The following is a 14,140-nucleotide window of genomic DNA, read 5'->3' on the forward strand; positions in this document are numbered from 1 at the left end:
GCCTCCACCTCCGCAGCCTCCGCTGCCGCCGTCGCCACCACCGCTGCTGTTGCTCATCGTCTGCGCGGCACTATAGACGGAGGCGTGCGCCGTCCCCGTCAGGACGACCGCGCCCGAGAGCGCCACCGCGAGAAGGAGCTCGTGATCACGCGGCGCACGTGAAGCCCGCTCATGCGAGGCTTGATAGGTTTCGAGAATCCTCGTGCCGGCCTGGGTGCGCCGGGGAGATTTCACCAACATGACGGCGGCGGCCGCGGTGAGCAGGATGAGGAGAATCAGGAATTCGACGGGATGATGCCGCGACGCGCCAATCACAGCCTTCGTGATCCCGAACACCATCAGGAGGCCGACGAAGGGAAGGACCGTCAGGCGGAACGAGGCCATCTGCTCGGGGCTCGGACAATAGCCGGATCGTTGCAGGAATTTCCGGACGCGCTCGACGATCGGGTCGATGGCCGTCTGAAACTGCTGTCGCGTCATGCCGGGCTGGAATTGCATCCGGGGCGGCTGATTGATCAGGGTTGCCAGCGGCGCCTGATCGATAACGGTGATCTTGTAGCCCCGGGGTTCGATCGTGGCGCCGTATCCGGAGGTGAGCCTGAACAACACCGCATCGCCGAGGCGGCGCTCGCCGCCGGCCAGATAGGCCAATTCCAGGATGCCCAGCCGACTGCTGGTTTGCGCGGCGGGACCGATCTTGGACCTGAGGCGAAAGCCCACGGCGAAGAGGACGAATGCAAGAGAGAGATAGAGGGTGAGGAAAGGGCCGGCAGTCCAGTTGAACGGATTCCATTCCATCAGTTCACCTCTTGGACAAGCGGCGGATCCAGGTGATTGGACGCGGAACGATCAGCCAGTTGTTCCGGTCCGTCACGTGATAGCGCGGAGGTCCGAAGCGCAGATGCGTCGCCGGCCACAGATCGGGGGCGGGCGGCCCGAAGAATTGTTCGTGCAGGGCGAGGGTTTCGGCATACTGCCGGCGATAAACCATCTGCGCCTCAGCACCGCCGGGCGTCGGGTCGTGATGCAACGCTGCCTTGAGCACTTGGTCGCACCAGACCGTCCAGTAGTCACGCGAATAGATCAAGTGCTGGTGCCAAACCTCGTCGACCACTTCGCTCGGTGTGACCGGTGTTGGCGACACCACAGCGAGAAAGCAGAAGCGGCGATAGGCGTCGACCGCCGCGCGGGCATTCTCGAGGCTCCATTGATGATCGCGCGCCAGCCTGCGGGTGAAGTTCAGTGGCGTGTCCGGCTCGAAATCATGCTGCGCGATACGCTGCCACAACTCCCGTCGTGGAGTAGTCCAGGCCGGCTCGTCCGCCTGAAGTTCGACCTTGAGCGCCGCCCCTCGCAACGAAAGCTCCGGATCATGGTCCATGCCGCAAGAATAGCATGGGATCGCTGGACTGCACGAGGGTCGAATGAGGGCATGCTTACCCAAATATGGAGAGGATGCCGGCAATGCCGGCTTCAATCCTGCCCATCTCCATGCACATACCAGGGTGCACGGGATGCCCACTGCACGTGCCGGTCCGGTGCCGCGCCCAGCTTCTCGTCGAACGCGCCGGCATGGATGATCGCCTCGCGTCCGCTGCGCGTGAGGTGCGGCATCGGGCTGCCGCAGATCTTGCGGAATGCGGTGGCAAAGCTCCGCGCGCCGGGCAGGTCAAAGCGCATCACGGACGCTTCACCGCGCAGCCAGCGCAGCGCCTGCGCCTTCGATCACCTCTGAGGAATGCGCGGTCCCGGTTGCCTTGCGGCAGCGCGAGCAATGGCAATTGAGGAAACGCTCGAACGGTCCTTCGACCTCGAAGGCGATCTCGCCGCACAGGCAGCTCCCGCGGAAGACGGCAATTCCGCGCCCGGCACGCTCACGCGAACTGCGCGACGCCGTTTCCGACCGACCAGTTCTCCTTGGGCGCGTCGAGCACGTTGACGAACACGTCCTCGGGCCTGATCCCCGGATTCTCGCCGAGCAGGTCGGCGATCCGCCGATACAGCGCTTTCTTCTGCTCGGCGGTGCGCGAGGCGAACACGGTGATCTGGATCAGCACGGCGTCGTCGCTGCGCTCGACGCCGTAGGCATTGCCGCAGCGGAAGTTGGCCGGCTCATGCTCGGTGATGGCCATGAACGCGTCGCCTTCGGGCACGTTCAGGGCCTCACGCATGGCGCGGTAAAGTCCGTCGAGAATCGCCTGCCGGTAGCCTTGTGGCTTGCCGGCGCGCATCGAAATGTGGAGGAGAGGCATCGCGCGGCCTTTTGCATGCGGCCCCGGCCGGCACGGCGATGTGAACGCCGCCGGCCCGGCCAATTGAGAAAAGTGGACTATCAATCTCAGCCAGTTTTTGACACGATGTTCAGAAAGCATGTTCTTGACGGCGTGTCAAATATTTGCGGAGCCAAGCTTGAGACCGCGCGAGTTCGATCACGACGAGGTCCTGCGCATTGCGTTCGACCAGTTCTGGCGCAAAGGCGTGCGCGGCACCTCGCTGTCCGACATCGCGCGCGATGCGGCGGTCCAGCGCGGAAGTCTCTACAACGCCTTCGGCAGCAAGGAGGCGCTATTTCTGCAGGCCTATGAACGCTACGCCGGGGATTATCTCGCAGCGCTGCAAAAGGCGCTCGGGTCGGGTTCCTTGCGCAAGCGCCTCACCGCATTCTTCGATCTGACCATCACCAATTTCCGCTCGGGCACGCCGCCGCGCGGCTGTCCGACGACGCGCGGGCTGATGGAGCTCGGCGCAGCCGAAGGCGAGGGGCTCGACGACAACGCCCGCCAGGCTTTCGCGAGCCTGATCTCGCGCATTACCGCACTGCTTCAGGACACGTTGGCGGCCGGTGCGGCGCGAGGCGAGTTCGACGGCAATCCCTCGGCTGCGGCGCTTCACATCGCCACCGTGACGCGCGGACTCGCCGTGCTCGAGCGTGCCTACGGGGACGAACCCCAATTGCGCAAGATCGCCGCGCACACGATCGATCTCGTGCTCGGCAGGAAGGGCGGATAGGTGTCAGCAAAGCGCGAGCGCGTTGACCGCGCGTGTCGCAGCATCCTCCGTCCTGGCGCCAACGATCTGGCCAACGGTGGATTCGAGCTCGCCCGGCTGCTTGCGGCGCGCGACCGCCAGCAGTCGCATCAATTCCGCCTCGTCCTTGGAAAGGCGCCTGCAGGACGGCGGCATGAAGCACAGCTCGCAGGGCCGCTCCTTGCGCAGGATCCTGACGAGCGCGGCCGCGCGCGCGACCAGCAGCGGACTGTCGGCAATGCCGGGCGCTTCCTCGGCAAAGCGATAGGCCGCTTCCCAGCAATCCGATGCGCCGGTCGCATAGGCCGCTCCGATGAAGCGGAGCAGCGCCAGCGCGAGGCGGGAAAAATCATCGTAGCTGTCGATGTCCGGCCGGGTCGCAAGCGCGGCTTGAAGTGGACAGAGCAGCGGCTCACCCGCGTCCGACGTCGGCGCAGAATCGCCACTGGCCCGCATCGTGAACGATCGCGTCAATGCAACGTCGCGCTGCCGACGAACCAGCTCTTCATCGCCGAAATTCCGTCATGCGCGACAGACGGCTCGTGCCGGTCGGGCAGGACGAGGCCGGCCATGCGGAAGATCGTCGCAAGCCCCAGGACCGGCGCGAGCGCCCAATCGGCGCCGATCGGCGGCAGCCAGCGCTCGAACTGCTCGCGCGCGACATCGACGCGGTCCTGCTGGGCCGCGGCAATCGCGCGCAAGATTCCGCGCTCGCTGTCGGACATGCGCGGACAGGTGGGGCAGTGCACTTCGATCGCGGTATGCGCGGTGCAGGCAAAGATCTCGATGATGGAATCCAGCGACAGTACGGCATCGCCGACGCGAAAATGGTCGTACACCTGCTGGATATCGGCCGCCGTCGGGACGGCGCTTCCGCTACGCGCCTTCGCCCGAAATCCCCAGATGAAGAGCCGCTCCGCTGCGCTCAGCGCAGGAAGGTCGACGGGCCTCGTGTATGTCGATCGATGCATTGTGCCTCTGGCCTCCGGCTGCGCTCACGCCAGCGCTGGCGCGGATGATCTGCGCCGATCGTTCTGCCAGAGAGCTCTCCAAGTCAACGCGCGGAGAGGTGATGTCGAGGTGTTCTAGATTGGAAGAATTCGTATCTCGGGTGAGGTCGGTCTCGCTTGTCTCGTGGCCATACGAGCGTGCCGGTAACGTTCCCCGCAAAATTCCGGAGCGTCGGAACCCGAATGCTTAAAGCTTTGCTAAGAGACGCGGGATAATCTGGCATATCAGCCCTTCCAATTCCTGTGAGCACCGATGATTTTCTCCCGCATCAGTTTCAAGCTGGTCCTGATTGTCGGCATCAGCCTCCTCGGCATGATCGCGTTGGCGCCGGTCGCCCTTTCGACCCTGCGCACGCAGATGGTCGCCGACCGTCAGGCCAAGACGCAGCAGATGGTCGATGTCGGCTACGGCATCCTGGCGCACTACCAGAAGCTCGAGAGCGAAGGAAAGCTCTCGCGCGAGCAGGCGCAGGCCGGCGCGATGGCCGAGATCAAGAGTCTGCGCTACGACAAGGTCGAGTATTTCTGGATCAACGACATGACCCCCAAGATGGTCATGCATCCGATCAGGCCCGAGCTCGACGGCAAGGATCTCTCCGGGATGAAGGATCCCGCCGGCAATGCGCTGTTCATGGGCTTCGTTGACGTCGTCAACAAGCGGGGTGCGGGCTTCTACGGCTACCTCTGGCCGAAGCCCGGCTTCGACCAGCCGGTCGGGAAAATCTCCTATGTGAAGGGCTTTGCGCCCTGGGGCTGGATCATCGGCACCGGCATCTATCTGGACGACGTCGACGCCGCCTTCCGCCAGAACGCGATGACCTTCGCCTATATTTGTCTCGCCGTGCTGGTCGTAGTGCTCGGCGCCTCCTTCCTGATCGGCCGCAGCGTCACCCGGCCGCTGGCCCGGATCACCGCGCTGACCGAGCGCCTTGCCGCCGGCGACAGCGCCTTCGACGTGCCCTACACCGATCGCCGCGACGAGGTCGGCGGCCTCGCCAAGGCGCTCGCCGTGTTCAAGGACAATGCATCGGCGGTGAGCCGGATGCATGCCGAGCAGCAGGAGTTGAAGCAGAAGGCCGACGAGGAGAAGCGCAAGACCATGACCGATCTCGCCGGCAAGTTCGAGGCGAGCGTCCAGGCGGTCGTTCGCGACGTCTTCGACGAGGCCCGCGCGATGCAGCAGGCCGCGCAGGGCATGTCGGAAACCGCGAACAAGGCGAGCGACCGTGCGAGCTTCGTCGCCACCGCGTGCCAGCAGGCCTCGAGCAACGTGCAGACGGTGGCCTCAGCCGCGGGCGAATTGTCGGCCTCGATCGCCGAGATCAGCCAGCGCGTCGCGCAGGCCGCGACAGTGGCCGACAAGGCCGCCGCCGACGGCCAGCGCACCAACGACACCGTGCAGGGCCTTGCCGCCGCCGCGCACAAGATCGGCGAGGTCATCGACCTCATCAACCAGATCGCCTCGCAGACCAATCTGCTCGCGCTCAACGCCACCATCGAGGCGGCGCGCGCGGGCGAGGCCGGCAAGGGCTTTGCGGTGGTCGCGAGCGAAGTGAAGTCGCTGGCGAGCCAGACCGCGAAGGCGACCGACGAGATCGGCGCGCAGATCACCGCGATCCAGGCCGAGACCAATCAGGTCGTCGGCAACATCGAGAGCATCCGCGCCACCATCATGGAGGTCAACGAGATCTCCTCGTCGATCGCCGCCGCGGTCGAGGAGCAGGGCGCCGCGACGAAGGCGATCGCGCACAGCGTGCAGGAGGCGGCCTCCGGCACCGACCAGGTCTCGCACAACATCTCCGGCGTCACCGATGCGACGGCCGAGACCGGACAGGCCGCCGGCCTCGTACTGCAATCGAGCGGCCGGCTGACGCACAAGCTGCAATCGCTGCAGGACGAGGTCAGCGCCTTCGTTGCGGGCGTGCGGGCGGCTTAGTATAACGGGAGGATGGGCCAAAGCTCCGATCGACGCGCGCGCATCCTCCTGATCAATCCGAACAGCAACGAGGCGACCACCACGATGATGGTGGCGATCGCAAGGTCCGCTGCCGCCGATGGTTTCGACATCGTCGGCGCCACGGCAACGCGTGCGCCCACGATGATCGTCTCGGCGGACGCGCTGGAGGCGGCTGCGCTGGAGGTCGAGGAGATCGCGCGTCTCCGTGGCGGCGAGTGCGACGGCGTCATCGTGTCGGCATTCGGTGATCCCGGTCTCACCGGGATCAAGGCGGCGATGAAGCTGCCCGCCGTCGGCATCGGCGAATCCGCGATGCTGGAAGCCGCCGGGAACGGTCGCCGGTTCGGCGTGGCGACCACGACGCCGTTGCTGAAAGCGAGGATCGATGCATTGCCTGATACGCTGGGCTTGCGCGCGAGCTACACCGGCACGCGCTTTGCTGATGGCGATCCGCAAGAGCTGATGCGCGATCCGGCGCAGCTGCGCGCAGCGCTCGCCGGCGCGGTTGAGGCCTGCATTGTGCGAGACAGAGCGGAGGCGGTCATCATCGGCGGCGGGCCGCTGGGTGAAGCGGCGCGCGAGCTTCAGCCGATGTTCGCGGCGCCGATCATCGCCCCGATCCCATCTGCCGTGCGACGGATCATTCGTCTCGTCGCGGCGTAACCTCCGGTTTTTCCGCGCCGCGGCATCGGCCAGGCTGCGGAAAACTGTTTTCCTTGACATCAACTCTGCGGTGCTCGACGTGTAACGAGGTCGAGCGATGCTGCCTTGCCTCCCTCGCGAAAAGAAAAGCAACACGGGAAGGACGTCATGAACACGGGCCTCGACGAGAATGACTACCTCGCCACCTTGCGCGGCCTGTGGGACAAAGCCTGGCCGAAGGGCCTGCCGCGCTCGCCGAACTATCTGCACGGCGAAGTTCCCTTGACGGAATATCTGCGCACCTGGGCAAAGCGGAGTCCGGAGCGGCCCGCGGTGATCTTCTACGGGCATGTGACCACCTATGCCGATCTCGATCGGCAGAGCGATCGCTTTGCGGCGCTGTTGCAGGCAAGGGGCGTGCGCAAGGGCGATCGCGTCGCCGTCTTCCTGCCGAACTGTCCGCAATTCCATGTCGTGTTCTTCGGTATCCTGAAGCTCGGTGCGGTCCATGCCCCCGTCAGCCCGCTGTCGCGCGCATTCGAATTGTCCTACCAGCTCAACGACACCCAGGCCGAGGTGATCGTCGCGCTCGACCAGCTCATGCCTATCGTTGATCAGGTCCGCGGCGAGGTGCGACTGCGCGAGATCATCGTCACCAGCTTCGCCGATGTCGTGCCGGCGGCGCCTGCCTTTCCGGCACCGGACTCGATCCGCACGCCGCGCGTTGCGGTCTCCGGCGCAACTGATCTCCTGCCGGCGCTCGCGGCACTGCCCGCACCGACCCCGCTGCCGCCGCCTCACCTCGATGATGTCGCTGCGCTCAATTACACCGGCGGCACCACCGGCATGCCCAAGGGCTGCGTGCATACCCATCGCGATATGGTCTACACGGCCGCCGCCAATTACGGCATCTCGTTTCCCTCGGATGAGAGCAGCGTGTTCCTGTCGTTCTTTCCGGAGTTCTGGATTGCGGGCGAGAATTCCGGTCTGATCTTCCCGCTGTTCTCGGGCGGCACGCTGGTTCTGCTCGCACGCTGGGACGCTGTCGGCGCGATGGCGGCGATCGACAAGTACAAGGTCACGATGACGGCAATGCCGGTCGACAGCGCGGTCGAGATGATGGACCATCCGCGCTGGAGCGAGTTCGACCTGTCGTCGCTGCAACAGGTGCGCGTGGTCTCCTTCGTCAAGAAGCTCAACGCCGGCTATCGCAGGCGCTGGAGGGATCTCACCGGCACGATCCTGATGGAGGCGGCCTGGGGCATGACCGAGACCCACACTTCCAATACTTTCACCGCTGGCTTTCAGGACGGGGATTTCGACCTCAATAGCCAGCCGATCTTCGTCGGCCTGCCGGTCCCCGGCGCCGAGTTCAAGATCACCGATTTCGAGACCGGCGCGCTGCTGCCGCTGGGAGCCGAAGGCGAGATCCGCGTGCGTACGCCGTCGCTGCTCAAGAGCTACTGGAACAAGCCCGAGGCGACGGCGGAATCGCTCGTCGACGGCTGGTTGCGCACCGGCGATATCGGCACCATCGACGAGGACGGTTTTCTGCACTTCCTCGGCCGGCGCAAGGAGATGCTGAAGGTCAAGGGCATGAGCGTGTTTCCGCCGGAGATCGAAGCGTTGCTGGGGCAGCATCCGAAGGTGCTGGGCTCGGGCGTGGTCGGCCGGGACGATCCGGACAAGGGTCAGGTGCCGGTCGCTTACATCCAGCTCAAGCCGGAAGCGATCGGCACTGTCTCAGAACAGGAACTGCGCGCCTGGTGCGCCGAGCGCATGGCCGTCTACAAGGTTCCGGAAGTCCGCCTTATCGACGCGCTGCCGCTGACGGCAACGGGCAAGGTCAGGAAGCAGGACCTCAATCCAAATCCTCCTGCCGTCCAGTGAGAGAGACGATGTCGTTCAAGAAGCTCCTGATCGCCAATCGCGGCGAGATCGCCATCCGCATCGCACGCGCGGCGGCTGATGCCGGCATTGCGACGGTCGCGATCCATCCCGCCGACGATGCGCTGTCCCTGCATGTGCGCGTTGCGGACGAGGCGATCGAGATCCCCGGCCGCGGCGCACGGGCCTATCTCGACATCGAGGCCGTGGTGAGGGCGGCGAAGAGCGCAGCTTGCGATGCCGTGCATCCCGGCTACGGCTTCCTCAGCGAGAACGCGGCCTTCGCGAAAGCCTGCGCCGACGCTGGAATCACCTTCGTCGGGCCGAAACCGGCCGCGCTCGAACTGTTCGGCGACAAGGTTGCCGCACGCCAGCTGGCGAAACGCTACGGCGTGCCGATCATTGCCGGCACCAGCGGGCCGTCGAGCCTCGAGGAGATCACGGCATTCTTCACCTCGCTCGGCAGCAGCGCTGCGATCGTGATCAAGGCGATGGCGGGCGGTGGCGGCCGCGGCATGCGCGTGGTGGAGAACGCGTCCGATCTTCCGGAGGCCTATGCGCGCTGCCAATCCGAGGCCAAGGCGGCGTTCGGCTTCGAGGGCGTCTATGCCGAGCGGCTGATCCGGCAGGCGCGCCACATCGAGGTCCAGATCATCGGCGACCGCCATGGTGCGATCTCCCATCTCTGGGAACGCGAATGCACCATCCAGCGCCGGCACCAGAAGCTGATCGAGGTCGCGCCGAGCCCGTCCTTGAGCGATGCCTTGCGCGGTCGCATCATCGAAGCGGCAAGGCAGCTGGCGGGCGCCGCGTCTTACGACAATCTCGGCACGTTCGAGTTTCTGGTCGACGGAACCGCCGAGGACAGCTTCGCCTTCATCGAGGCCAACCCGCGGCTCCAGGTCGAGCACACCGTGACCGAAGAGGTGCTCGGCGTCGACCTCGTCCGTGCCCAGCTCGCAGTCGCTGCAGGCAGCACGCTGGCCTCGCTTGGTCTTGCGCAGGGATCGATCCCGAAGCCGCGCGGCCATGCCATGCAGCTTCGCGTCAACATGGAGACGCTGGACGTGTCAGGCGCCACGCATCCGACCGGTGGCGTCCTAGCCGTGTTCGAGCCGCCGTCGGGACCCGGCGTCCGCGTCGACAGCTTCGGCTATGCCGGCTACAAGACCAGCGCCGCTTTCGACTCGCTGCTGGCCAAGGTGATCGTGCACACGCCGGGCGAGGCCTGGCATGACGTGGTCGCGAAAGCCTCGCGCAGCTTGCGCGAGTTCCGGATCGACGGTGTCGTCACCAACATTGCTTTCCTTCAGGCGGTGCTCGCGCATCCCGATTTCAGGACCAACCGCATCGCGACCGACTTCATCGACCGCAACATTGCCAAGCTCGTGGAAGCATCGGATGGCGCAGCCAAGCCGCTTTACTTCGCCGCGGCCGAGCGCAGCGGTGACCACAGCGCGGAGGTGCACGTCGCGCAAACCGTACCCGAGGGCACGGTGATGGTCGCGGCGCCCCTCCAAGGCACCATCGTCACCATCCAGGTGCGGGAAGGCGAGATCGTCCGCCCCGGCCAGCAACTCGCCGTGATCGAGTCCATGAAGATGGAACATCTGGTGATGGCCGAGCAGGGCGGTCGGGTGACAAAACTCGTCGCCGGTGATGGCGTCACGCTGATGCATGGCGAGCCGATCCTCTATCTCGAGCCGCTCGACGTAGCAGCCGACAGCACGGCGGCGGAAACCGATGTCGATCTCGATCACATCCGCCCCGACCTCGCCGAGCTGATTGCGCGCCAGGCGAACACGCTCGATGAGAACCGCCCGGCCGCGGTCGAGCGCCGGCGCAACACCAACCAGCGCACCGCGCGCGAGAACGTCGCCCAGCTGGTCGACGACGGCTCGTTCATGGAGTACGGCAGTCTCGCGATCGCGGCACAGCGCCGCCGGCGCAAGCTCGACGATCTCATCAAGAACACGCCGGCGGACGGCCTCGTCATGGGCGTCGCCACGGTGAATGCAGAGAAGTTCGGACCGGAAGGCGCGCGCTGTATCGTCGTGGCCTATGACTACACCGTGCTCGCGGGCACGCAGGGCCACATGAACCACAAGAAGATCGACCGCATGCTGACGCTCGCGGAAGACTGGCGCGTGCCGCTGGTGTTCTACGCCGAAGGCGGTGGCGGCCGGCCCGGCGACACGGACCGGCTCGGCATGACCGGCCTCGACGGCCCGTCCTTCGTGCAATTTGCGCGGCTCTCGGGTCTCGTGCCTGTCGTCGGCGTCGTTTCCGGCTATTGCTTCGCCGGCAATGCCGCGATGCTCGGCTGCTGCGACGTCATCATTGCCACCAAGAATGCTTCGATCGGCATGGGCGGTCCTGCCATGATCGAGGGTGGCGGCCTCGGCGTCTATCATCCGGCCGAGGTCGGCCCCGTATCGTTCCAATCGCCGAACGGCGTCATCGACATCCTGGTCGAGGACGAAGAAGAGGCGACATCTGTCGCGCAAAAATACCTGTCCTATTTCCAGGGCGCGGTGACGGAGTGGGAGGCCGCCGACCAGCGCCTGCTCCGCCGCGCCATCCCCGAGAACCGCCTGCGAGTCTATGACATCCGAAGCGTGATCGACCTCGTCGCCGACAGGGACTCTGTGCTGGAGCTGCGCCGCGACTACGGCGTCGGCATGATCACCGCGCTGATCCGCATCGAAGGCAAGCCGTTCGGCCTGATCGCCAACAACCCGCGCCATCTCGGCGGCGCCATCGATGCTGACGCCGGCGACAAGGCTGCGCGTTTCCTCCAGCTCTGCGACGCCTTCGATCTGCCTGTTGTCTCGCTGTGCGACACACCTGGCTTCATGGTCGGCCCGGAGGCGGAGAAGACCGCGATCGTGCGCCACGTCTCGCGCATGTTCGTGACCGGCGCCAGCCTCACCGTGCCGCTGTTCGGCATCGTGCTGCGCAAGGGCTACGGTCTCGGCGCGCAATCGATGATCGGCGGCGGCTTCCATGCCTCTTTCTTCACGGCGGCGTGGCCGACCGGCGAGTTCGGCGGCATGGGCCTGGAGGGCTACGTCCGCCTCGGCTTCCGCAAGGAGATGGAGGCGATCGCCGACCCCGAGCAACGCGAGACCTATTACCGCAACAAGGTCGCCGAGCTCTATGCCAACGGCAAAGCGGTCTCGATCGCCTCCGTGTTCGAGATCGACAACGTCATCGATCCGGCCGAAACGCGGCGCTGGATCATGGCCGGTCTGCGCACGGTGCCGAAGCCCGAGCCGAGGACGTCGAAGAAGCGGCCGTGCATCGATACGTGGTGAGGGCAGTGCAGCAAATCTAACTCCTTCCGTCATTCCTGGGCGATGCGAAGCATCGAACCCGGAATCTCGAGGATTCTCAGGTGCGCAATTGCGCACCATAGTTCGGCTCTTCGAGCCGCCCCGGAATGAGGACGGGGAGAGGCGCGACCCTCGGCTTTCCCTGTTCCTGATTGACATCCCCGCCTGCGGTGCCAGACTTTGCACAATAATACAGGGTGGAGACGTCCGCGATGGCCAGCCTTTCGGCCTCGAACCATGTCGCCCGTGTCTTGTCCGTCGCCAATCAGGTTACTGACCGCTTGGCGGAGGTCGATGCCTCCTCGCGGATTGCCAATTCCTGGCGGCGCTGCCTGGTCAATCACAAGCTCGATCCCGCCCGCCAGGGCCCGCCGCAGACGCTGACCGAAGCCGAGATCCGCCATGTCGCCGAGCCGATGGAGGAGACGATCCGGCTCGCAACGACCGAACTCGAGGACCTCGCCCGCGTGCTGCGGGACGTCGGCTATTGCGTCAATCTCGCTGATGCCAACGCCACCATGCTGTTCAGCCGCTTGCCGGGCGAGGCCGACACCGAGATCTTCCTGCGCTGGAAGGTCTATACCGGCTCAAATTTTTCGGAGGCCCATGAGGGCACCAACGGGCTCGGCACCTGCCTTGCGGAACAGAAGCCGATCCTGGTTCATCGCGACGAGCATTTTCGCGAGCAGTGGGGCATCTTCTCCTGTGCGGTGACCCCGCTGTTCGACGAGGCCGGCCGCCTCGCAGGCGCCGTCAACATCACCTCTTGTCGTGATGACCTCAGCCGCGCCGCGCACCAGCTCGCGCTCGCGGTCGCGATGCAGGCGACGCGTCGCATCGAGGGTGCGATCTTCCGCGACCATTTCCGCAACGCATGGATCGCCACCCTGCCTGGCGAGGGCGGCAACGGCCTGCTCGCCTATGACGACGATCACCGCGTCGTCGGCGCGTGCCGGTCCCTGCGAGCATTGCTGGGCATCACCGACGGCCTGATCGCCTCCGGCATAGACCTGTCGCGCTACGTCAAGTTCGATCACCACGCTGCGCGCGATGCAGACGAGATCGTCCAGTTGCGCCGCGCGGATGGCCGCTCGTTGGGGCCGGGGCGGATCGCGCCGCCGCAGCGCGCGCGGCCGCTGACCAAGCGCCGCAACCCCTCCGTCGACCGTTTCGACGCGCTGCATCGGCTCGCCGGCCGCGATCCCGACCTGATCAGGAGCGTGAAGCGGCTGCGGGCTGTCATCGATCATGATCTGCCGGTGCTGCTGCATGGCGAGACCGGCGTCGGCAAGGACGTGTTCGCGCGGGCTATTCACGGCGCAAGCAACCGCGCGCGCAACAATTATGTCGCGCTCAATTGCGCCGCGATCCCCGAGAGCCTGATCGATGCCGAGCTGTTCGGCTACGAGGCCGGCGCCTTCACCGGCGCGCGGCGCGAGGGCTCGAAGGGCCTGATCGTGCAGGCCGACGGCGGCACGCTGTTCCTCGACGAGATCGGCGACATGCCGATCGGCTTGCAGACGCGCCTGTTGCGCGTTCTGGAAAACCGCGAGGTCTGGCCGCTCGGCGCGCTCAAGCCTGTCACTGTCGACATTCGCCTGATCAGCGCCACGCATCGCGACCTCGGCCGCATGGCGGAAGCGGGGGCCTTCCGCGCCGACCTCTATTTTCGCCTGCGCGGCATCGAGGTGCGCCTCCCCGCCTTGCGCGAGCGCGCCGACCGCGGCGACATCATCCGCCAGCTCGCACGTGAGGAAGCGCCGAACTGCCGCCTGTCGGACGAGGCTTGGTCGCAGCTCGCGGCCTATCCGTTCCCCGGCAACATGCGCCAGCTCCGCCACGTGCTGCGGCTCGCCGGCTGCACCGCCGAAGACGGCGTCATCATGGATGCGGATCTCGACCTGCCGCCGTTCGGTGGGGGGGCGGTGGAGCCCGATCTCGCCGCAGCCGAACGCGCCACGATCATCGAGGCGCTACGAAAGAACGATGGTCGTGTCACGGATGCAGCGCGCGCATTGAAGCTCAGCCGCGCGACGCTGTATCGGAAGATCAAGCAGCTGAAGATCGAGGCGGCGCAGTAGGTGGTATCAGTTCGCGAAGCGGAGCTCTTTCTTCCCCTCTCCCCCTGTGGGCCTGTTGCGCTACTGCTTTTTGAGGCCGAAGACGTCAGGATAGAGGGCCGCAGTCGCGTGGATTGCGGTCCGAGTTTGTAATTGCCACCCTCGGCGGGCAGTTCAGGCGGTGATCGTGGCCCACCGCCTCATATTGAACGCGATGGAGGC

At 65.7% G+C, this 14,140-nt stretch carries 12 protein-coding genes; 6 read left to right on the forward strand and 6 right to left on the reverse strand.

The genetic code is table 11. From position 1 onward, the window contains the following. From P0R31_RS39585 to P0R31_RS39600, 4 genes are all read right to left on the reverse strand, one after another. A partial coding sequence (locus tag P0R31_RS39585) for a TIGR04222 domain-containing membrane protein (protein WP_275520713.1) occupies positions 1-798 on the reverse strand: 798 nt, incomplete at its 3' end. 4 nt (positions 799-802) lie between these two features. Further along, a complete protein-coding gene (locus P0R31_RS39590; RefSeq protein WP_275520716.1) occupies positions 803-1,381 on the reverse strand; it encodes a glycine-rich domain-containing protein in 579 nt (192 codons plus the stop codon). 92 nt (positions 1,382-1,473) lie between these two features. Then, on the reverse strand, positions 1,474-1,680 hold the full coding sequence (locus P0R31_RS40955) for a hypothetical protein (RefSeq protein WP_343299369.1): 207 nt from the start codon (positions 1,678-1,680) through the stop codon (positions 1,474-1,476). A 194-nt stretch (positions 1,681-1,874) separates the two neighbouring features. Further along, positions 1,875-2,252: a tautomerase family protein gene (locus P0R31_RS39600; protein WP_275520720.1), complete on the reverse strand. Its 378-nt coding sequence runs from the start codon at positions 2,250-2,252 to the stop codon at positions 1,875-1,877. A 157-nt stretch (positions 2,253-2,409) separates the two neighbouring features. Here P0R31_RS39600 and P0R31_RS39605 point away from each other — a divergent pair, with 157 nt between their 5' ends. After that, on the forward strand, positions 2,410-3,009 hold the full coding sequence (locus tag P0R31_RS39605) for a TetR/AcrR family transcriptional regulator (protein WP_275520722.1): 600 nt from the start codon (positions 2,410-2,412) through the stop codon (positions 3,007-3,009). A gap of 3 nt (positions 3,010-3,012) precedes the next feature. On the opposite strand, the gene P0R31_RS39610 is transcribed toward P0R31_RS39605, so the two are convergent. Then, a complete protein-coding gene (locus tag P0R31_RS39610; protein WP_275520735.1) occupies positions 3,013-3,483 on the reverse strand; it encodes a hypothetical protein in 471 nt (156 codons plus the stop codon). A 14-nt stretch (positions 3,484-3,497) separates the two neighbouring features. Further along, positions 3,498-3,998 carry a hypothetical protein gene (locus tag P0R31_RS39615; RefSeq protein WP_275520724.1) on the reverse strand — a complete coding sequence of 167 codons (501 nt, stop codon included), beginning with the start codon at positions 3,996-3,998 and terminating at the stop codon, positions 3,498-3,500. Positions 3,999-4,290: 292 nt separating this feature from the next. On the opposite strand from P0R31_RS39615, the gene P0R31_RS39620 reads away from it, so the two are divergent. The 5 genes from P0R31_RS39620 (at position 4,291) to P0R31_RS39640 (ending at position 13,939) form a co-directional block, all read left to right on the forward strand. After that, complete coding sequence (locus tag P0R31_RS39620) at positions 4,291-5,973, forward strand: methyl-accepting chemotaxis protein (protein ID WP_275520726.1); 1,683 nt, start codon at positions 4,291-4,293, stop codon at positions 5,971-5,973. Positions 5,974-5,985: 12 nt separating this feature from the next. Beyond that, a complete protein-coding gene (locus P0R31_RS39625) occupies positions 5,986-6,657 on the forward strand; it encodes an aspartate/glutamate racemase family protein (protein WP_275520727.1) in 672 nt (223 codons plus the stop codon). 147 nt (positions 6,658-6,804) lie between these two features. Continuing rightward, positions 6,805-8,526, forward strand: coding sequence for an AMP-binding protein (locus P0R31_RS39630; protein WP_275520729.1), 1,722 nt, complete (start codon positions 6,805-6,807; stop codon positions 8,524-8,526). A gap of 8 nt (positions 8,527-8,534) precedes the next feature. After that, positions 8,535-11,840: an acetyl-CoA carboxylase family protein gene (locus tag P0R31_RS39635; RefSeq protein ID WP_275520731.1), complete on the forward strand. Its 3,306-nt coding sequence runs from the start codon at positions 8,535-8,537 to the stop codon at positions 11,838-11,840. A gap of 230 nt (positions 11,841-12,070) precedes the next feature. Continuing rightward, a complete protein-coding gene (locus P0R31_RS39640) occupies positions 12,071-13,939 on the forward strand; it encodes a sigma-54-dependent Fis family transcriptional regulator (RefSeq protein WP_275520733.1) in 1,869 nt (622 codons plus the stop codon). Positions 13,940-14,140: the final 201 nt, after the last annotated feature.

The sequence above is a fragment of the Bradyrhizobium yuanmingense genome (assembly GCF_029167105.1).
In the GTDB taxonomy this organism is placed as follows: domain Bacteria; phylum Pseudomonadota; class Alphaproteobacteria; order Rhizobiales; family Xanthobacteraceae; genus Bradyrhizobium; species Bradyrhizobium yuanmingense_A.